Annotated in this window: 18 protein-coding genes; 15 read left to right on the top strand and 3 right to left on the bottom strand. The window is 44.0% G+C overall.

The genetic code is table 11. The features are described 5' to 3' along the window. The first annotated feature begins 11 nt into the window (after positions 1 to 11). The 4 genes from HMPREF9624_RS06130 (at position 12) to HMPREF9624_RS06115 (ending at position 5,039) form a co-directional block, all read left to right on the top strand. A complete protein-coding gene (locus HMPREF9624_RS06130; protein WP_009536995.1) occupies positions 12 to 1,676 on the top strand; it encodes a M3 family oligoendopeptidase in 1,665 nt (554 codons plus the stop codon). Positions 1,677 to 1,766: 90 nt separating this feature from the next. Next, positions 1,767 to 2,396, top strand: coding sequence for a DUF421 domain-containing protein (locus HMPREF9624_RS06125; protein WP_009536994.1), 630 nt, complete (start codon positions 1,767 to 1,769; stop codon positions 2,394 to 2,396). A 285-nt stretch (positions 2,397 to 2,681) separates the two neighbouring features. Further along, positions 2,682 to 2,933: a hypothetical protein gene (locus HMPREF9624_RS06120; protein WP_009536993.1), complete on the top strand. Its 252-nt coding sequence runs from the start codon at positions 2,682 to 2,684 to the stop codon at positions 2,931 to 2,933. A gap of 435 nt (positions 2,934 to 3,368) precedes the next feature. Then, positions 3,369 to 5,039 (top strand): M3 family oligoendopeptidase, encoded by a 1,671-nt coding sequence (locus HMPREF9624_RS06115; protein WP_009536992.1) that lies wholly within the window; start codon positions 3,369 to 3,371, stop codon positions 5,037 to 5,039. Between the two features lie 226 nt (positions 5,040 to 5,265). Here the strand turns inward: HMPREF9624_RS06115 and HMPREF9624_RS06110 are convergent, their stop codons facing one another. Further along, a complete protein-coding gene (locus HMPREF9624_RS06110) occupies positions 5,266 to 6,219 on the bottom strand; it encodes an EamA family transporter (RefSeq protein WP_009427665.1) in 954 nt (317 codons plus the stop codon). Positions 6,220 to 6,463: 244 nt separating this feature from the next. Between HMPREF9624_RS06110 and HMPREF9624_RS06105 the strand changes: the two genes are divergently transcribed. The 11 genes from HMPREF9624_RS06105 (at position 6,464) to HMPREF9624_RS06055 (ending at position 17,370) form a co-directional block, all read left to right on the top strand. Further along, positions 6,464 to 7,120, top strand: a complete 657-nt coding sequence (locus HMPREF9624_RS06105; RefSeq protein WP_009536991.1) for an L-fuculose-phosphate aldolase — start codon at positions 6,464 to 6,466, stop codon at positions 7,118 to 7,120. A gap of 28 nt (positions 7,121 to 7,148) precedes the next feature. Next, positions 7,149 to 8,297, top strand: a complete 1,149-nt coding sequence (fucO, locus tag HMPREF9624_RS06100) for a lactaldehyde reductase (RefSeq protein WP_009536990.1) — start codon at positions 7,149 to 7,151, stop codon at positions 8,295 to 8,297. A gap of 261 nt (positions 8,298 to 8,558) precedes the next feature. Continuing rightward, complete coding sequence (locus HMPREF9624_RS06095; protein WP_009536988.1) at positions 8,559 to 9,995, top strand: NAD(P)/FAD-dependent oxidoreductase; 1,437 nt, start codon at positions 8,559 to 8,561, stop codon at positions 9,993 to 9,995. Between the two features lie 22 nt (positions 9,996 to 10,017). Further along, positions 10,018 to 10,641: a histidine phosphatase family protein gene (locus HMPREF9624_RS06090; RefSeq protein ID WP_009536987.1), complete on the top strand. Its 624-nt coding sequence runs from the start codon at positions 10,018 to 10,020 to the stop codon at positions 10,639 to 10,641. Between the two features lie 42 nt (positions 10,642 to 10,683). Further along, the gene (locus HMPREF9624_RS06085; protein WP_009536986.1) at positions 10,684 to 10,953 is read left to right on the top strand and encodes a hypothetical protein; all 270 of its coding nucleotides are present in this window, start codon (positions 10,684 to 10,686) and stop codon (positions 10,951 to 10,953) included. Further along, on the top strand, positions 10,944 to 11,222 hold the full coding sequence (locus HMPREF9624_RS06080) for a DUF1294 domain-containing protein (RefSeq protein WP_009536985.1): 279 nt from the start codon (positions 10,944 to 10,946) through the stop codon (positions 11,220 to 11,222). Before HMPREF9624_RS06085 ends, HMPREF9624_RS06080 begins: the two co-directional genes overlap by 10 nt. 216 nt (positions 11,223 to 11,438) lie before the next feature. Next, the gene (locus tag HMPREF9624_RS06075; RefSeq protein WP_009536984.1) at positions 11,439 to 12,554 is read left to right on the top strand and encodes an ABC transporter ATP-binding protein; all 1,116 of its coding nucleotides are present in this window, start codon (positions 11,439 to 11,441) and stop codon (positions 12,552 to 12,554) included. Continuing rightward, complete coding sequence (locus HMPREF9624_RS06070; protein ID WP_009536983.1) at positions 12,551 to 14,197, top strand: ABC transporter permease; 1,647 nt, start codon at positions 12,551 to 12,553, stop codon at positions 14,195 to 14,197. Before HMPREF9624_RS06075 ends, HMPREF9624_RS06070 begins: the two co-directional genes overlap by 4 nt. 115 nt (positions 14,198 to 14,312) lie before the next feature. Further along, on the top strand, positions 14,313 to 15,437 hold the full coding sequence (locus tag HMPREF9624_RS06065; protein WP_009536982.1) for an ABC transporter substrate-binding protein: 1,125 nt from the start codon (positions 14,313 to 14,315) through the stop codon (positions 15,435 to 15,437). A gap of 389 nt (positions 15,438 to 15,826) precedes the next feature. Beyond that, positions 15,827 to 16,528 (top strand): L-ribulose-5-phosphate 4-epimerase, encoded by a 702-nt coding sequence (locus tag HMPREF9624_RS06060; protein WP_009427816.1) that lies wholly within the window; start codon positions 15,827 to 15,829, stop codon positions 16,526 to 16,528. A 20-nt stretch (positions 16,529 to 16,548) separates the two neighbouring features. Beyond that, positions 16,549 to 17,370 (top strand): DUF6033 family protein, encoded by an 822-nt coding sequence (locus tag HMPREF9624_RS06055; protein ID WP_009536981.1) that lies wholly within the window; start codon positions 16,549 to 16,551, stop codon positions 17,368 to 17,370. 142 nt (positions 17,371 to 17,512) lie between these two features. Here the strand turns inward: HMPREF9624_RS06055 and HMPREF9624_RS06050 are convergent, their stop codons facing one another. Continuing rightward, positions 17,513 to 17,776, bottom strand: a complete 264-nt coding sequence (locus HMPREF9624_RS06050; RefSeq protein ID WP_009429105.1) for a DUF3343 domain-containing protein — start codon at positions 17,774 to 17,776, stop codon at positions 17,513 to 17,515. A gap of 1 nt (position 17,777) precedes the next feature. Beyond that, the gene (locus HMPREF9624_RS06045; RefSeq protein WP_009429693.1) at positions 17,778 to 17,987 is read right to left on the bottom strand and encodes a sulfurtransferase TusA family protein; all 210 of its coding nucleotides are present in this window, start codon (positions 17,985 to 17,987) and stop codon (positions 17,778 to 17,780) included. Position 17,988: the final 1 nt, after the last annotated feature.

Here is a 17,988-nt window from a genome sequence, read left to right as displayed (position 1 = left end):
GAAAATGAATTATGAAACTGAGTGAATTCCCTTATGAGAGGGTGGATTTTACAAAAATGGAAAAGGAGCTTTCGGATTTAACGAAGGCATTAGACAAGGCAAAGTCCGTAGAGGAGGTCTTTGCCATTCATAAGAAGTATTACAAGATGCAGGATGATGTGATGACGGCCATGGTGCTTGCGAATTTTCGGAACAACATCGATATGACCGATGAGTTCTATGAGAAGGAAAAGGACTACTATGACGAAAAGATGCCGGGCTTTTGGAATGCTATGGTGGATTACCAGAAGAAGCTCTATCACTCTCCTTTCAAAAAAGAGATGGAAGAGAAAATCGGGCATGTTGCCTTTAAGAATATTGAACTAGCGATAAAAGGCATGGACGAGAAGCTCATTCCCCTTATGCAAAAGGAAAATGAGCTCACTACCGCCTATGGAAAGCTTCTCGGTACGGCGACGATTGAATGGGAGGGAGAGGAATTAAACCTTTCTCTTATGCGCCCTTATCTTACCAGCGTGGACCGCTCTGTACGAGAAAGAGCCTGGGAAAAGTACAGTGCTTTTTTTGAGGAGCATAGGGAGGAACTGAATTCCCTCTATGATGAGTTGGTAAAGAACCGAACTGAGCAAGGACGCCTGCTTGGCTATCCTGATTTTACCGAAATCGGCTATGCCAGAATGAATCGTAACTGTTACGGCGAGAAGGAAATTGAAAGCTTTCGGAATCAGGTGAAGCGTGACCTTGTTCCCTTTGTGGAAAAACTGCATGAAAAGAGAAGAAAGAGACTGGGACTCGAGCATCTCTACTATTATGATGAAGATGTTTTCTTCCCGGAGGGAAACCCTGCGCCGTGCGGAAGCCCGGAAGAAATCATGGCGGCAGGAGAAAAGATGTACGATGAGCTTTCCCCTGAGACCTCTACTTTCATGCGAAAAATGCGGGAAATGGAGCTCTTTGATGTCCTTGGCAGGAAAAATAAGAGTACCGGCGGCTATATGGATATGCTTCCGAACTACAAGATGCCTCTTGTTTTTGCAAACTTTAACGGGACGGCGGGAGATATCGATGTGATTACCCATGAGTGCGGACATGCCTTTCAGGGCTATTTGACTGCGAATCTTCCTATTCGGGAGCATAATGACTTAACTTCCGAAACGGCGGAAACCCATTCCATGTCCATGGAATTTTTTACCGAGCCCTGGATGGAGCTTTTCTTTGGAGAGAGGGCAGATGACTATAGGGAAATGCATTTTGAAGATACGCTGATGTTTATTCCCTATGGCACCATGGTGGATGAATTCCAAAATATCGTTTACAAGAACCCGGAAATGACTCCGGAAGAGCGAAACGAGCTTTGGAAGAAGCTCGAGAAGGAGTACAGACCGCATCTTGATTATAAGGACAATCCTTTCTTAAATGAGGGAAGACTTTGGCAGAAGCAGAGCCATATCTATGAAAATCCTTACTACTATATTGACTACTGCCTTGCGGCAATCAATGCCCTTCAGTACAAAGCATGGATGAAGCGGGATTTTAAAGAAGCCTGGAAGAGCTATATGGAGTTTTCTCATCTTTCCGCATCTCTCTTCTTTACCGAACTCGAGAAGAAGGCAGGACTTATGAGTCCCTTTGAGGAAGGAAGTATTAGAAAACTCGTTGAAGGACTAGAAGACTAAGGTCACGGAGAGGAAAGACCGGAAGACAAAAGCCTCTTAAGAGAGGCGAAAACATAAAGAAAGAGTGGTGTATTTAGGGGAGGGTAAAACATGAATCCATTTTTATTGGTGGCTATTAAGCTCTTAATCGGGTTTCTGGCCTTGGTATTGATTATCAACATCACAGGGAAAGGCAACTTGGCACCGTCATCTGCCAGTGACCAAGTTGTGAATTATGTACTCGGTGGAATTGTCGGAGGAGTGATTTATAACAATAGTATTAAAATCTATGAATTTATTGTCATTCTGGGAATATGGTGTCTTCTTGTGCTTGGCCTGAAATGGGTTAAGAATCATAATGTAAAGGCGAAGCAGTTAATCGATGGTAAGGCGCATATCATCATTGATGACGGTAAGATTCTTATTGAAAATTGCAAGAAATCGGGCTTGTCTGCCCATGATGTGGCCTTTAAACTGCGTACCAACGGCATTTTTTCTTCTGATGAGGTAAAGAGAGCCATTGTGGAACAAAACGGACAGTTGATTGTTATTCAGTCCGGTGAGGAAAATCCGAAGTTCCCCATTATTACGGATGGTCAGGTACAGCATGATATTCTGAGCGTTATCGGTAAGGACGAGGAATGGCTTCTTGAGGAGCTGAAAAAGCAGGGAATTGAAAATTGTAGCGATGTATTTTTAGGCGAGTATGTTAATAAGCAATTGAAATTAACGACTTATTAAGGTAGAGCGGAAGATGGGAATAAAGAAAATTACCAATGTAACGAATTTATAATATTTTGCTATCATCCTGATGGTTTACTGATTCCTTTGCATCTTTACAATGGAGAAAAGGGAAGAGGGGATAAAAATTTCTTCTAGACTATCATGAAAAGGTATTTTTTATTCTTAATGAGCGGTATCTCGTTGATTACTACTTTTCTTGACTGCAACAACATTATGAAATCTTGGAAAAGTGTCAAAAATGGATTGAAAATACCTTGGAAAAATGTCAAATAGGAGGAAATGATGGAAGCAGCAAAGGAATATAATGTTCACCTCGATAGTAAGAAGAGAGTTACTTTGCGCGGGGCTTTATACCAATATTATAATGTTAAGGAATATGAAAATGGCTGTATTATGCTAGAGCCTCGTGAATTGACAGTTCCGGATACTATTTCTGCACGTACTTTGAAAGATATGGATAAGGCTGTTAGTAATTATAAGCAAGGATATGTATCAGATCCTATAGATCTTATCAGAAAATCCCAGACATCCTAGCTTAAAAACACATGATATAGAAGTATTATCGGAGCGATATGGAGAAAGATGAATTATAAAAACCGACAAATTGTCAGTAAGTTTTTTACTTGGATTTGTAGTGTTGCAAGTTCGAGAAAGGGGCCGTAAAAAATCAAAATAATAAATGGATTTTCGGAAATATAGGTCTAAATGAGGGGTAGTCTGAGCCCGTCGGTACTTGCGAAAAACAAGAGAATCGAAGTTTTTCGCTTAGTATCCGCTACGTGGCGAAGCTAGCGAAAGCGTGCCCCAAATTTAGACCTATATTGCTTAGAAAGCCATTTTGATTTTTACATCCCTATTTTTTCTGTGCAAAAGGGAAAAGGAAAAATACAAAACTTATGGAATATTCCCATAGAAATGTTATGCTTATACCGATTGTTTTACATTGTGCTTTATGAATTGGAGGAAAATATGAAATTTACCGAATTTCCCTATGAGAGAATTGATTTAGATAAACTGAAGGCTGATTTTTTGGCGCTTTGCGAGGGAGTAGATAAGGCGCAGTCCGGGGAGGAGCTTTTCGCCCTGCATCAAAAATACTATAAGCTGGTGGATGATGTGATGACGGAAAGTGTGATTGCCAGCATTCGAAACGACATTGATATGACTGATCCCTTCTATGAGCAGGAGAGAGCCTTTTATGATGCCAATATGCCCATTTTCCGAAATCTTTTAGTGGACTACCAAATGTGGATTTACCATTCTCCTCACAGAGCCTATATGGAAGAGAAGCTGGGGCATGTAGCCTTTAAAAACATGGAGCTGGCACAGAAGGCGGTGGACATTTCCCTCATTCCCCTGATGCAAAAGGAAAATGAACTGACCACCGAATACAGTAAGCTTCTGGCTTCTGCAAAGATTCCCTGGGAGGGAGAGAACTTAAACCTTTCTCTTATGACACCCTACCTTACCGCAGAGGACAGAGAGGTGCGTAAGAAGGCATGGAAGGCGTATACGAAGTTTTTTGAGGACAATGCGGAGAAGTTGGACTCTATCTATGATGCCTTGGTGAAGAATCGTACCGAGCAGGGGCAAATGATGGGCTATCCGGATTTCACGGAAATCGGCTATGCCAGAATGAATCGAAACTGCTATGGGGAGAGGGAGATTGCTTCCTTCCGCCAGCAGGTAAAACGGGATTTGGTGCCATTTGTCCAAAAGCTTCATGAGAGAAGAAGGGAGCGCCTCGGGCTGGACAAGCTCTATTACTACGACGAAGGGGTATTTTTCAAGGAGGGAAATCCCGCCCCCATCGGAACACCGGAGGAAATTCTTAAGGCTGGACAGAAGATGTACGATGCACTTTCTCCCGAAACCGCAAAGTTTATGCAGGATATGATGAAAATGGAGCTTTTCGATGTGCTGGGCAGAAAGAATAAGAGAACCGGCGGGTATATGGAAATGCTTCCCAACTACCACATGCCTTTTATCTTTGCCAACTTCAACGGAACAGCCGGGGACTGTGATGTAATTACCCACGAGTGCGGACACGCCTTCCAGGGCTATATTACGGCGGATTTGCCCATCCATGAGCATAATCAGTTGACCATGGAAACGGCGGAAACCCATTCCATGTCCATGGAATTCTTTACCGAGCCTTGGATGGATTTATTCTTCGGTACGCGGGCAAAGGACTACCTTTCCATGCATTTTGAAGAGTTCCTGATGTTTATCCCCTACGGAACCATGGTGGATGAGTTCCAAAACATGGTCTATAAGAATCCGAAAATGACCCCGAAGGAGAGAAAGTTGCTTTGGAGAACCCTGGAGCAGGAGTATAAGCCTCATTTGGATTATGCGGACAATACCTTTATGGAAGAGGGCGGATTCTGGCAGAAGCAGCACCATATCTATGACCTGCCCTACTATTACATTGACTACTGTATCGCGAGTATCAATGCTTTACAGTACAAGGCCTGGATGGATAAGGATTTCCAAGGGGCTTGGAAGAGCTATATGGAGTTCTCCAAGTGCTCTGCATCCCTTTTCTTTACAGAACTGGAGGAAAAGGTGGGACTCATGAATCCCTTTAAAGAGGGAACCATTAAGAAGATCGTAGAGGATTTGGAGAAGAATCTGTAAAAAACTATTCCGCTTTATAAAAGCGAGCTGTCGAATGTTTTCTGCATATTATGAGTAAGGATTTCTTCATAAGGAGCAATCTTCGTTTAAGAAGAAAAGAGGCTGTAAAAAATCAACTTTGATTTTTACAGCCCTTTTTCTTTTAGCGTTGAATTGCTTTTCTTTTAAGAAGCAATGTCATGCATAAATATTTTTTATATTTAAAGAGACCGGGAAAAGGAATAGCTTAATCCTCTCCGAAGAATCCCATGATGACGATACCGACTACCGCCAGAGCAACAGCAAAGTACTGCTTTTTGCTGAGCCTTTCCTTTAAGAAGATGTGTGCCCAGAGAGCGGAGAAGATGCAATAGCTGGAAATCAGCGGTGCCGAGGCAACGGCATTTGCAGCAAGGGCAACAATATAAGCTGCCTGTCCCGCAGTTTCACTCATGGCTCCAATCAGTTTTGCTCCGTCATAGCTCGGGAAGAACTTGGTCTTCTTCACAAAGACAAGATAAAGCAAAGTGATAAGAGCTACTGCAAGGAAAGTATATTCGTATGCCACATTGGCGGAGTCTTCGGAAAGACGATGAACAAAGATGGAATCCATAAGGGTTCTTTCTGCAGGATTATCCGATATCGGAGATAAAACGACGGCATCCATAAAGGTTCCCAAACCGTCAATGATGCAGTAAGCAATAGAAAAGAAGATAGCAAGGAAGCTGTTCATGTGCTTCATACCGGGTTCTTCCCCGGATTCTTTAAGCTCCGCTTCTTCCTTCTGCTTTTGAAAATAGGATAGAAGAACGATCGCGACAATTACAAGTATGGTAGCGATAAGTTGCGGAAAGCTGAGTGTCTGCTTTAAAAAAAGAAAAGATAAAAAGGCCGCTACGGCTCCGGAGGTATTACAAATCGGAGAAGTAATGGAAAGCTCGATATAGCGTAGCCCGATATAACCGAGAAGCATAGAGAAGATATAGAGGAAAGACACGGGGAGGTAGACCCAAACCGTTTGAAGATTAAAAGTCACTCCGTTTACGAGAACTTGATATGTCGCGTGGGAACCCATCACGAGCCCTACGGCAACAACCATTTTCAGATGACTGTTCGTGTCCTTCTCCGGAGAACCGAGCTTGGAAAAAAAATCGGAACCGGACCAGAAAAACACGGCAACCAAAGAAAGAATAAACCACATAAAAAACCCCTTCTAAATAATAAAATGATTAAAAGGGAATGTAAAAAAATAAAAATGACCTTCATAGCATAAAGAAGTTTTTATTTTTTACAGCCCCAAAGCAATCCATAATATAGCATGAGTATTTTGCTTCTGACAACATTCTCTTTTGATAAGATTCTCTTGCAATCAGAGACAAGTTGGACCATAATTTCTGCAAAGAGAGAAATCGATTGAGGAAAGGAAAGCGAAGGAGAACGAATATATGGATATGGAGAAAGAAAGGCAACTTTTGATAAAGTACGGAAGGAAGCTTGTAGAGGCGGGACTGACCAAAGGTACGGGCGGAAACTTGAGTGTCTTTGATCGAGCAAGCGGAAGAGTTGCCATTACCCCTTCGGGAATTGACTTTTTTGAAATTCAGCCTGAGGATATAGTGATTATGGACTTGGACGGTCATGTACTGGAAGGAAACCGGGTTCCGTCTTCCGAGTGGGCCATGCATGTTATGCCCTACAAGTATAGAGAGGATATAGACGCCGTGGTTCATGCCCATACTATGTATGCCACGATTTTGTCCTGTTTAAGAGAGGATTTACCGGCTACGCATTATATGATTGCGGTTGCCGGAGAAAATGTCAGAGTGGCGAAATATGCCACCTTCGGCTCCATGGAGCTTGCCAAAAATGCATTTGACGCAATGAAGGATAGGAAGGCGGTTATTCTCGCGAACCACGGCCTTCTTGCCGGTGCGAAGGATCTGGCAAATGCTTTTAATATTATTGAAGAAGTAGAATACTGTGCAGAGATTTACACCAAGGCAAGATCGATAGGCAACCCGGTGATTCTGCCGGAGGAGGAGATGAAGGTGATGCTTGAGAAATTCAAGAGCTATGGACAGAGAAAGGGTGAGGACAAATAGTCCCATTTATTTATAAGGAGGTAAAATTATGGCAAACAAAATTGTGTTAAACGAGGTATCTTATCATGGAAAGGGTGCCATCCTGAGTGTTCCGGAAGAGGCAAAGGGGCGCGGCTTCAAAAAGGCTTTCGTTTGTTCCGACCCGGATTTGATTAAGTTTAATGTTACCAAGAAGGTAACGGACTTACTCGACAAGGAAGGGCTTCCCTATGAAATCTACTCCGATATTAAGGCGAATCCGACAATCGAGAATGTGCAGAACGGCGTAGCGGCATTCAAAAAGTCCGGGGCTGACTATATCATCGCTATCGGTGGAGGGTCCTCCATGGATACCTCCAAGGCTATCGGGATCATCATTGCCAATCCCGAGTTTGAGGATGTAAGAAGCTTAGAGGGACTTTCCGCGACAAAGAAGCCGTCCGTACCTATTTTTGCTATTCCGACAACGGCAGGTACCGCGGCAGAAGTAACCATTAACTACGTTATCACTGACGTAGAAAAGAAGAGAAAGTTCGTTTGTGTAGATCCCCATGATATCCCTGTTGTAGCTTTCGTGGATCCCGATATGATGTCCAGCATGCCTAAAGGCCTTACCGCATCTACCGGTATGGATGCTCTAACCCATGCTATCGAGGGATATACCACAAAGGGCGCAAATACCATTACCGATATGTTCAACTTAAAGGCTATTGAGCTCATTGCACAGTCCCTTCGCGGTGCAGTGGACAATACCCCGGAAGGAAGAGAAGGAATGGCACTCGGGCAGTACCTTACCGGAATGGGCTTCTCCAACTGCGGACTCGGAATCGTGCACTCCATGGCACACGGTTTAGGAGCTCTTTACGATACACCGCACGGTGTAGCGAATGCGATTATTCTTCCTACCGTTATGGAATACAATAAGGATGCTGTCGGAGAGAAGTTAAGAGATGTGGCAAAGGCTATGGGCGTTTCCGGCACAGAAAATATGAGCAAGGAAGAGTACCAGAAGGCGGCTATTGATGCCGTTAAGAAGCTTGCTGAAGATGTAGGGATTCCTAAGGATTTGAAGAATATTGTAAAGCCCGAAGATGTGGATTTCTTATCCCAGTCCGCTATGGATGATGCTTGCAGACCCGGAAACCCGAGAGATCCGAAGTTCGAGGATATCAAGGAGCTTTTCTTACAGTTAGTGTAAAGGACATGTCGAGTTTTTAACCGGGGCTCTTAACGCTTTGGAAAAAAGCTTATAGAAATGACTCTTGTAAAGTGTTTATGTAGTATAGGTCTGAAAAAGGGGAAAATTGAATGCTCCCCGATTTCGGGCCTATTCTTTATGGAAAGACAGTTTTTTCCGTGAGACTTTTTTGTCTGCAAGTTCTTATGCAAAAGCAAATAAATTATGATAAACTAAGTCGTAATTATGAATCGGATTCGTGTTTAGCGGCAGGGAGGGAAAATGAAGAATTATGATGTGGCTATCGTCGGTGCGGGACCCGGCGGAATTTATGCGGCGTATGAGCTGATAAAGAAGAATCCCGCTCTTTCTGTTGTGGTTTTGGAAGCAGGACATAGCCTGGAAAAGCGGCACTGTCCGATTGACGGGAAGAAGATCAAGTCCTGTATTTCCTGTAAGAGTTGTTCTATTATGAGCGGATTTGGCGGAGCGGGGGCATTTTCCGACGGGAAATACAATATCACAAACGATTTTGGCGGTACCCTCTATGAATATATCGGAAAAGAAGAAGCCCTTTCCCTCATGAAATATGTTGATGAAATCAATATGGAACATGGAGGAGAAGGGACCCGTCTCTTTTCTACGGCCGGAACCAAATTCAAGAAACTCTGTATGCAGAATCGCCTGAAGCTTCTGGATGCTTCCGTCCGTCATTTGGGAACGGATATCAACTATGTGGTTTTGGAAAAGCTGTATACCGAGTTGAAAGATAAGGTAGAGTTTCATTTTGATACCCCGGTGGAGAAAATAGAAATTCAGGGAAGACGGGAAGAAAAGGAGAAGTCTTCCGCAGAAAAAAACAAGGAAAAAGTGTATTGTGAAAGCTATCTGCTGCATACCGGGAAGGAAGACTTTTCCGCAAGAAGATGTATTGTTTCCGTCGGACGCTCCGGCAGTAAATGGATGGAGAAAGTCTGTGATGAGTTGGGGATTCCTACGAAGTCCAATCGTGTGGATCTCGGTGTGCGCGTGGAACTGCCTGCCGTGATTTTCTCTCACCTGACCGATGAACTGTATGAAAGTAAAATCGTTTATCGAACGGAACTCTTTGAAGATAATGTACGAACCTTCTGTATGAATCCGAACGGCATTGTGGTAAACGAGAACACAAACGGAATCGTCACCGTGAATGGACACAGCTACGAGGGAGAGGATAAACATACGGAAAATACCAACTTTGCGCTCCTTGTGGCAAAGCATTTTTCGGAGCCTTTCAAGGACAGTAACGGCTACGGAGAAAGCATTGCCCGTCTTTCCAATATGCTGGGCGGCGGTGTCATTGTGCAGCGCTTTGGAGACCTGGTAAGAGGAAGAAGAAGTAATCAGAAGCGGATTGAAGAGGGAATGGTGCAGCCGACTCTTAAGGCGACGCCGGGAGATTTAAGCCTTGTGCTTCCCAAGCGCATTCTGGACGGGATTATGGAGATGATTTATGCTCTGGATAAAATTGCACCCGGAACGGCAAATGAAGACACCCTGCTCTATGGAGTGGAGGTAAAGTTCTACAATATGGAAGTAGCTTTGGATGAACATCTGGAGACGAAGTATAAGGGATTTTATGTGATTGGAGACGGATCGGGCGTAACGCATTCTCTTTCTCATGCATCGGCATCCGGTATTTTTGTGGCAAGGGAAATTGCTGAAGCGGGAAAATTATAGTGGAAAGGGGTAAAGAAAGACTGTGCGCATTTTTTTGGCTCGTCATGGAGAAACGGATTGGAATGTAGAAAGACGAATTCAGGGGAGTACCGATATTCCTTTAAATGAAAACGGAATCCGGCAGGCACATTCTTTAAGCAGCTATTTGGATAGGCTGTTTCATGCCGAGGGAGGTTTTCTTTCCTCTATTTTCACGAGCCCTCTTATGAGGGCTAAGGAGACTGCGGAAATTGTGGGAAGGCGGCTTGGCGTGGAAGTGGAAACCGTGCCCGGTCTGGAGGAGATGAATTTCGGAATCTGCGAAGGAAAAACCTGGATAGAATCAAAAAGCCTTTATCCGAAAGAACTGGAAGAGTGGGAGCAAAACAAGCGATACAGGAGAATTTCGGGGGGAGAGTCCTACCAGGATGTGTTGAATCGCTTCTTCTCCGCCTACTCTTTGATAAAGAAAAAACGGAGTGCAATGGATGCCGATGCCCAAAAAGGGGATATCTTGATTATCACACACGGCGCGGTCATTATGTTGCTTTTGTCCTTGCGGGACGGCTATGCCATGTCGGACAGCTTCATTCGTGTGCGGGTGGAGAATGCCAGGGCCTATGCCTTTAAGGAGGAAGAAATAGAAGCGATTCGGACCATGCTCTAGTTTACAATCCGTTTCAGGGTGTAAAAAGAAAGGAAAAGAAAGATGAATAAAAAGAAAATGCTGGAAGAAATTCTGCAGGAAAATAGACAGGTGAATCGGAATCTTGTTCATTTGGGGAACTTAATCGGTCTTTTAATCCTTCTGGAAGGAATAAAAGAAGGAAAAAAGAGAAGAGATAAAGGCATGATCGGACTTGCAAAATTCGGCCTGGTTCTTGTGAGTGTACTGGAGGCAATTCTCACGGCTCTCAATATACAGGACATTTATGCAAAGTACAAAGAGAAAAAAGAAGAGGACGAGCTGTGGGGATAGAGCGTTTGTTCACTCCGTTTGGCGTCTATTTTTTATCCATTAATTTTATAGCATTCTTATTTTATGGGGCGGATAAATATAAAGCCATTCATCATGCATGGCGTATTCCCGAGAGGGTTTTATTGCTGACGGCACTGATGGGGGGCGCTTTCGGCTCACTTTTTGCTATGTATTTTTTTCATCATAAAACGAAAAAACTGAAATTCAGATTGAGTATTCCTCTGTTTTGCCTGCTATGGGGATATGGACTCTTTTTTTCAATAAGTTGAACGCAGGTCCGGGATAGATATTTTTTAGATTCATTTTTCAAAATGCACAAGGAAATTGTGGATTTTAAGTCTTGCCATAGCAAATACTTATAAATAAAAAACTTGATTTTAAAAGCACGAAACAATATACTGTTCCTGCTGCCTATTGTGTAAATAAATTTAGACAATAGGAACAAATGCTACAAAAGCCTGATAGAGAGTAAGGAGGAGAAGATCTTGAGCGTAGCCATTTCTATTAAACATGCTGTGAAAAAATATGGGGACAGTACCATTATTCCCGATTTAAGTTTAGATATTCATGAAGGCGAGTTTTTCACCCTGTTGGGGCCGTCCGGTTGCGGGAAGACAACACTCCTTCGTATGATTGCCGGATTTAATTCCATTGAGGGAGGAGATTTTTACTTCAATGACAGACGAATTAATGACCTGGATCCTGCCAAGAGAAACATCGGAATGGTATTCCAGAATTATGCTATATTCCCACACTATACCGTAAGGCAGAACGTGGAATTCGGCCTGAAGAATAAAGGGGTTCCGGCGAAGGAAAGAAGAGAAAAAAGCGATGAATTCCTGCGTCTGATGCAGATTGAGAATCTGGCTGACAGAAAGCCGGAGCGAATGTCCGGAGGACAGCAGCAGCGTGTGGCGCTCGCGAGAGCCCTTGTGATTCAGCCGGATGTTCTTTTAATGGATGAGCCTTTATCCAATTTGGACGCCAAGCTTCGTGTGGACATGCGCGGTGCAATCAGAAGAACGCAGCATCAGGTAGGCATTACCACGGTTTACGTTACCCATGACCAGGAAGAGGCTATGGCGATATCCGACCGTATCGCTGTTATGAAGGGCGGCGTATTACAGCAAGTCGGTACACCGAAGAGTATTTACCAGAGACCGGCAAATCTCTTTGTCAGCAGCTTCATCGGCCGTTCCAATGTGGTGGAAGCGGAACTGAAGCAGGAAGGCGGAGAAGATTTCCTGGTATTTTCCAATGGAAAGAAAGCACAGATTCAGAATGTGCAGGGGCAGTTCCGAAAGAACCAAAAGGTAAAGCTCAGTGTCCGCCCCGAAGAGTTTATTCTTTGCAATAAAGAAGAAGAGCTGCTTCGTGCACGTATTACGGAGAGTATTTTCCTGGGACTGAATACCCACTACACGGTGGAATTGGAAACGGGAGCACGTGCGGAAATTATTCAGGAGTCCACGATTAGCAACATCTTAAACGTGGGAGAGGAGATTTCCTTAAAGATTAATACGGATAAGGTGAACGTATTTACCGAAGACGGGGAGAAGAATATCCTGATTTCTGCTGACGGAAAAGGAGTTCAGGTATGATGAAAAGAAAATTGGAGATCTGGACCTTTTTTACCTTTGCCCTCCTGGCACTTTTTATCGTATTTTTGATTTACCCCTTGTTTGGCATCCTGCAACAGTCGGTGATTGATGAAAACGGGCGTTTTACCTTAGAGCAGTTTCATAAGTTTTTTACCAACCCTTATTATAGCAGTACCATTCTGAACAGCTTTACCGTGACGATTGCCATTACCGTCAGCACCCTGGTTTTGGGTATTCCTTTTGCTTATTTTTATTCTTTCTACCAGTTACGGGGCGCAAAGTTTTTATTTGTGGTCAGTATCCTCTGTTGTATGTCCGCCCCGTTTATCGGAGCGTATGCCTGGATTATGCTTTTGGGAAGATCCGGCGTGATTACGCAGAGTCTGGCGAAAATCGGAATCAATATAGGCAGCATTTATGGATTTAAGGGCATCCTCTTCGTACAGGCTTTAAAGCTCTACCCTCTGGTTTTTATCTATATGAACGGAGCGTTTAAGAACATTGACAACTCCCTGATTGAGGCATCCACAAGCCTGGGCTGTAAGGGCATTAATCGTTTCTTTAAGATTATTTTGAGCCTTTCCATGCCGACCATTTTGGCAGCATCCTTATTGGTGTTTATGCGTTCTTTTGCGGATTTCGGAACGCCCCTTATCATTGGAGAAGGTTTCCGTACTTTCCCGGTGGAAATCTATAAGCAGTATATCGGAGAGAACGGAACAAACCACGCCTTTGCGGCAACGATATCCGTTGTGGCCATTCTGGTTACGGCACTGGTTTTCCTGATTCAGAAGTGGGTCGGAAAGCGCTTTACCTTCTCTATCAACGCCTTGCATCCGGTAGAGAAAAGGCGTCCGAAGGGGCTGATGGGGGTTCTCATTTACCTCTATACCTACGGACTTAGTGGAATTGCCATTCTGCCCAATGTCTATATTATTTACCTGTCCTTCCGAAACTGCGACCGTTCCGTATTTAAACCGGGCTACTCGTTAATCAATTATACGCAGGCGGCAAAAAAGTTGCTTGTTCGTTCCATTCAGAATACCTTCCTTTTGGGATTTTTATCCTTGGCTTTGATTATTCTGATTTCGATTATCATTGCGTACCTGGTAGTACGGAGAGGAAGTATTTTGAACAATACCATTGATACACTTTCCATGCTGCCCTATATCATCCCGGGATCGGTAATCGGTATCGCGCTTGCAGTATCCTTTTCGAAGCCGCCGATCGTATTGGTGGGAGGCCTTTGGATCATGGTGCTGTCGCTCGTCATCCGGCGTATGCCTTATACCATTCGTTCCGCTACCGCAACGCTGGTGCAGATTCCTTATTCTATTGAGGAAGCGGCATTAAGTCTCGGCTCTTCCAAGTTGAAGACTTTTATCAAGATTACGGTACCGATGATGGCGAACGGAATTCTTTCCGGTGCAATCCTGAGCTGGGTTGCGATTGTAACCGAGCTTTCTAGTGCCATTATCCTGTATAACAATAAGACCATTACATTGACCATGTCGGCTTATGTGGCAATTTCCAGAGGAAATTACGGAATAGCGGCAGCTTTTTCCGCAGTGCTTACTATACTGACAACCATTTCCCTGATTATCTACCTCTTCGTAAGTAAGTCCGAGGATGTGAAGGTTTAAGGAAAGGGAGAAAAGGCGGGAAAGCAGAGGCTGCAGGGAAGAGGTTTTGCTTTCCGGTAAAATGATTTTGTGCATAAAACAGAAGTGTTTTTGCAATAGATTAAGGAGGAAAAAAATGAAGAAAAACTTAATGAAATTACTTGGACTCGGACTTTTGAGTTTGAGCCTTGTAGCTTGCGGCGGAGGAGCGAAGAATAAGGAGACTGAGGCTCCGAAGCAGGATGCCAAGACGGAAAAGACGGAGGCCGCTCAGGAAAAGACGGAAGCAGCTACAGAGAATGCGGAGGACTTGGGAGACAGCCTTACACTCTACTGCTCTATGACGGATGATGACGTGGATACAGTATTGGAAGGCTTTAATGAGCTTTATCCGGATATTACGGTAGAGGTTGTAAACGGATCTGCAGGAGAGCTTTTCGCAAGATTAAAGGCGGAGGCTGCCAATCCGCAGGGTGACGTTATGCTTGGCGGAATGAATCAGGCGGACGGAGACAAGAACAAGGATATCTTCGAGCCGTTTATCTCTGTACATGAGAATGAGCTTCCGGACAAGTATAAGAGCAATAATGGATTCTACAACTATGATCACCTTTCTTCCGTAGTATTCTGTGTTAATACGGATTTAGAGAAGGAACTCGGTCTGGATATTAAGGATTATAAGGACCTTTTGGATCCGAAGCTGGAGGGAAAGATTGTATTCTCCGATCCGAATGAGTCTTCCGCAGCATGGAACAATATTTCCAACATCATGGCTGTTTACGGAAATGACAGCGAGGAAGCTTGGAATATGATTGAAGGTCTGATGAAGAACAAGATGGTGATTCAGGGAAGCTCCTCCGCCTGCTTTAAGAATGTGGCAGACGGTGAGTACGTAGTAGGTCTTACCTATGAAGACGGTGCTTCCACTCTCTTAAAGAGCGGTGCGAAGAACATCAAGCTGGTTTATCCCGCTTCCGGAAGTTCCAACTTTGCTTTCGGTTGTGCGGTAGTAAAGGGTGCTCCTCATATGGCGGCAGCTAAGGCTATGGTAAACTTCCTGCAGTCCGCAGAGAGCCAGACTGCAAGAGGAAATGCATTGGGAACAATCCGTCTTACGAACCCGAATGCAAAGATTGACTATAAGTACATCCCGAAGGATGATGAAGTGAAGTGGGTGGACAGAGATATTGATTGGTTAATCAAGAATAAGGACCAGGTTTTAGAGCACTGGAACAAGCTGTACACACAGTATTATAAGTAAATTCAGGCTAAGGGATTCGCACGCTTTGCGCATGATACTCGTTATGAACGAGATACCGCATGCTACGTGAGCGATACTCGTGAAGAATTGGAAGATGCCTCCGGAAAGATTCCGGGGCATCTTTTTTCGATTCTTAACAAGTGGCGAGGCGAAGCCTGAGACATCTTGTACCGGGAGGAATTATCCGTTGCGCTTCCCCAAAAAAGAAATTCTACAGTCCTCTGAAAAGAAGCCCGGTAAAGAAGGCTTGTGTTTTCTCTTATAATTTAATAAAATCAAGTTAGTTTAAAATTTATTTGTGAAAAGAGGATTCCCCATGGGGACTTGTACGAGATGCGTGAAGATTTTGTTTTACCGAGGAATCCGTTTTTTAGAGAGGACATGTCAAGATGCTGGAAAGTTTAAAAGAAGAAGTTTTTCAGGCAAACCTGGAATTGAAGAGACAAAACGTGGTGATTTATACCTGGGGGAATGTAAGCGGAATTACGGAAGACAGAAAATACATGGTCATCAAGCCGTCGGGGATAGCTTATGAAAAGATGAAGGCCGAAGATATGGTTGTGGTTGAGCTGGAAACGGGAAAAGTGGCGGATGGAAAATGGAACCCTTCCTCCGACACGGAAACGCACCTTGTTTTATACAGACATTTTCCGACTCTTCGCGGTGTTGTGCACACCCACTCCACCTACGCTGTCAGTTTTGCGCAGGCGGGGAAGGCAATTAAGGCTCTGGGTACCACCCACGCGGATTACTTCTACGGAGATATTCCCTGCACAAGAGCGCTTCGTGAAGAAGAGGTAAAAGAAGCTTATGAGAGAAATACGGGAAATGTCATCGTGGAATGTATTGAGGAGTTAAAACTGGATCCTCTGGCAGTGCCGGGCATTATCGTGAAAAACCATGGTCCCTTTGCCTACGGAAACTCTCCCGCCAAGGCGGTAGAAAATGCGGTTGTTTTGGAAAAAGCGGCAGAAATGGCTTTTCGTACCCTGCTTTTAAATCCCAATGCATCCATGGAACAATATATACTTGATAAGCATTATTTCCGGAAACACGGAAAAAATGCTTATTATGGGCAAAAAAGCCAATAAAAACAAAGTAAGGAGGAGCTATGTTACCAAATGTGAAAGCGGTGGGGGATTCCTACCAAAACAAAGTATTGGGGCATACAAAAAAAGAGAAAGAGCTTGAGCACAAAGAGAGCTCGGTACTTTCTCCCAATGTGGCTGACAAGGAAGTTGCCACTTTGTCAAAGACGGACAGACTGACCTTGTCTAACGAAGCGACTCGTAAAACGGAAGAGAAAAAGGAACTTACGGTAGAGGAGCAACTTTCCGACAAGGCGAAAAACTATCTGTCGAAACTAAGGAAAAGCCGTAAAAATGTGGATTTCCGGATTTCAGAGAAGGGCATGGAAGAAAAGTATCTGGATAAGACGACATCCAAGGAATTTACCGTGGTACTCACGAATGAAGAAATCGAGAAGATGGCGACGGACAAGGCCTTCGAAAAGAAACAGCTGGCAATCATTGATAAGACCATGCAGGAAATGCTGAAAGCCTCTCTCGGACTCGGAGAAGAGAATGGAAGCGGAAAGACCAATGCATCCGACGTAAAAGATATTGCCCTTCGTATAAAAGAAGACGGCAGCATGGAGATTCTGGCAAGCTTGGAGAAGTCTTCGAAGTCTTTGAAACAAACCGCTGCCGAGCAGGCAAAGAAAAAGGAGACGGAGAAGGCGGAAGCTAAGCGACTGGAAAAGAAACGGGAAAGCGAAAAGGAAACGAAGAAGCTTGCTGAAAAACGAGAAGCCAAGGAGGCGGAAAAAGAAAGAGTTAAGAAGGTGGAGGTCAAAGCCAACAGCATCGCGGAATTAATCGAAAAGATGAAGGCGATTGACTGGGATAAGATTTCGGAAACCGAAAAAGAGTAAAGTGCAGATTGAATCGGCTGCCTCGGGCTTTTCCCCGGATAAGCGGTTTAAACGAGATATTATCGTACGCTTTGCGCACGATACTCGTTATGAACAAAAAAGAAGTGTCCTGCGAAATGCGGGACACTTCTTTTGCAATATCTTACTCCAGGGGCGCGTAGCAAACTTTATAGCTGTGCCCTACAATTTCCACAATTTGCTCGATTTCACCGTGAGGATCCTTAATTGATAAGGGTTCACTCTTCCCGTTATCCTCTACGTAAAAATGCACAGCAGTACCGCAGGAGGAACTAAGGTCTCTGGGAACAGGCTGTAGATAGGCCTTCTTTCCCTCCTTCACCTTTTCCTTATGAAAACGGGCTGCGCCAAAATGGCTATGAAATGTAGCAATATATTCTCTTAACATCTTACTTCCTTGTGAGAGTTACTAAGAACTCTTCCTCATTTTGTTTCTTATACTCGGCTTCGTATCCGGCACTCTTGGCAAAACGACAAACATTTTCCACACAGGGCATATTGTCGGTTAAAAGAGTATACTGGGATTCGTGTGTTTTTTCAACAGCACTTTTAATCAGTAAGACCGGTTGCGGACAGGAAAGTCCTCTGGCATCTATCATA

The sequence above is a fragment of the Oribacterium asaccharolyticum ACB7 genome (assembly GCF_000238075.1).
In the GTDB taxonomy this organism is placed as follows: domain Bacteria; phylum Bacillota; class Clostridia; order Lachnospirales; family Lachnospiraceae; genus Oribacterium; species Oribacterium asaccharolyticum.
Note: the sequence above shows the minus strand (reverse complement) of the source record. Positions and strands in the feature narration are given on the sequence as shown.

Coding starts and splice junctions, on each gene's coding strand:
- HMPREF9624_RS06130 (WP_009536995.1), top strand. CDS start 12: ATGAAACTGAGTGAATTCCCTTATGAGAGGGTGGATTTTACAAAAATG.
- HMPREF9624_RS06125 (WP_009536994.1), top strand. CDS start 1,767: ATGAATCCATTTTTATTGGTGGCTATTAAGCTCTTAATCGGGTTTCTG.
- HMPREF9624_RS06120 (WP_009536993.1), top strand. CDS start 2,682: ATGGAAGCAGCAAAGGAATATAATGTTCACCTCGATAGTAAGAAGAGA.
- HMPREF9624_RS06115 (WP_009536992.1), top strand. CDS start 3,369: ATGAAATTTACCGAATTTCCCTATGAGAGAATTGATTTAGATAAACTG.
- HMPREF9624_RS06110 (WP_009427665.1), bottom strand. CDS start 6,219: ATGTGGTTTATTCTTTCTTTGGTTGCCGTGTTTTTCTGGTCCGGTTCC.
- HMPREF9624_RS06105 (WP_009536991.1), top strand. CDS start 6,464: ATGGATATGGAGAAAGAAAGGCAACTTTTGATAAAGTACGGAAGGAAG.
- fucO (WP_009536990.1), top strand. CDS start 7,149: ATGGCAAACAAAATTGTGTTAAACGAGGTATCTTATCATGGAAAGGGT.
- HMPREF9624_RS06095 (WP_009536988.1), top strand. CDS start 8,559: ATGAAGAATTATGATGTGGCTATCGTCGGTGCGGGACCCGGCGGAATT.
- HMPREF9624_RS06085 (WP_009536986.1), top strand. CDS start 10,684: ATGAATAAAAAGAAAATGCTGGAAGAAATTCTGCAGGAAAATAGACAG.
- HMPREF9624_RS06070 (WP_009536983.1), top strand. CDS start 12,551: ATGATGAAAAGAAAATTGGAGATCTGGACCTTTTTTACCTTTGCCCTC.
- HMPREF9624_RS06065 (WP_009536982.1), top strand. CDS start 14,313: ATGAAGAAAAACTTAATGAAATTACTTGGACTCGGACTTTTGAGTTTG.
- HMPREF9624_RS06060 (WP_009427816.1), top strand. CDS start 15,827: ATGCTGGAAAGTTTAAAAGAAGAAGTTTTTCAGGCAAACCTGGAATTG.
- HMPREF9624_RS06055 (WP_009536981.1), top strand. CDS start 16,549: ATGTTACCAAATGTGAAAGCGGTGGGGGATTCCTACCAAAACAAAGTA.
- HMPREF9624_RS06050 (WP_009429105.1), bottom strand. CDS start 17,776: ATGTTAAGAGAATATATTGCTACATTTCATAGCCATTTTGGCGCAGCC.
- HMPREF9624_RS06045 (WP_009429693.1), bottom strand. CDS start 17,987: ATGATAGATGCCAGAGGACTTTCCTGTCCGCAACCGGTCTTACTGATT.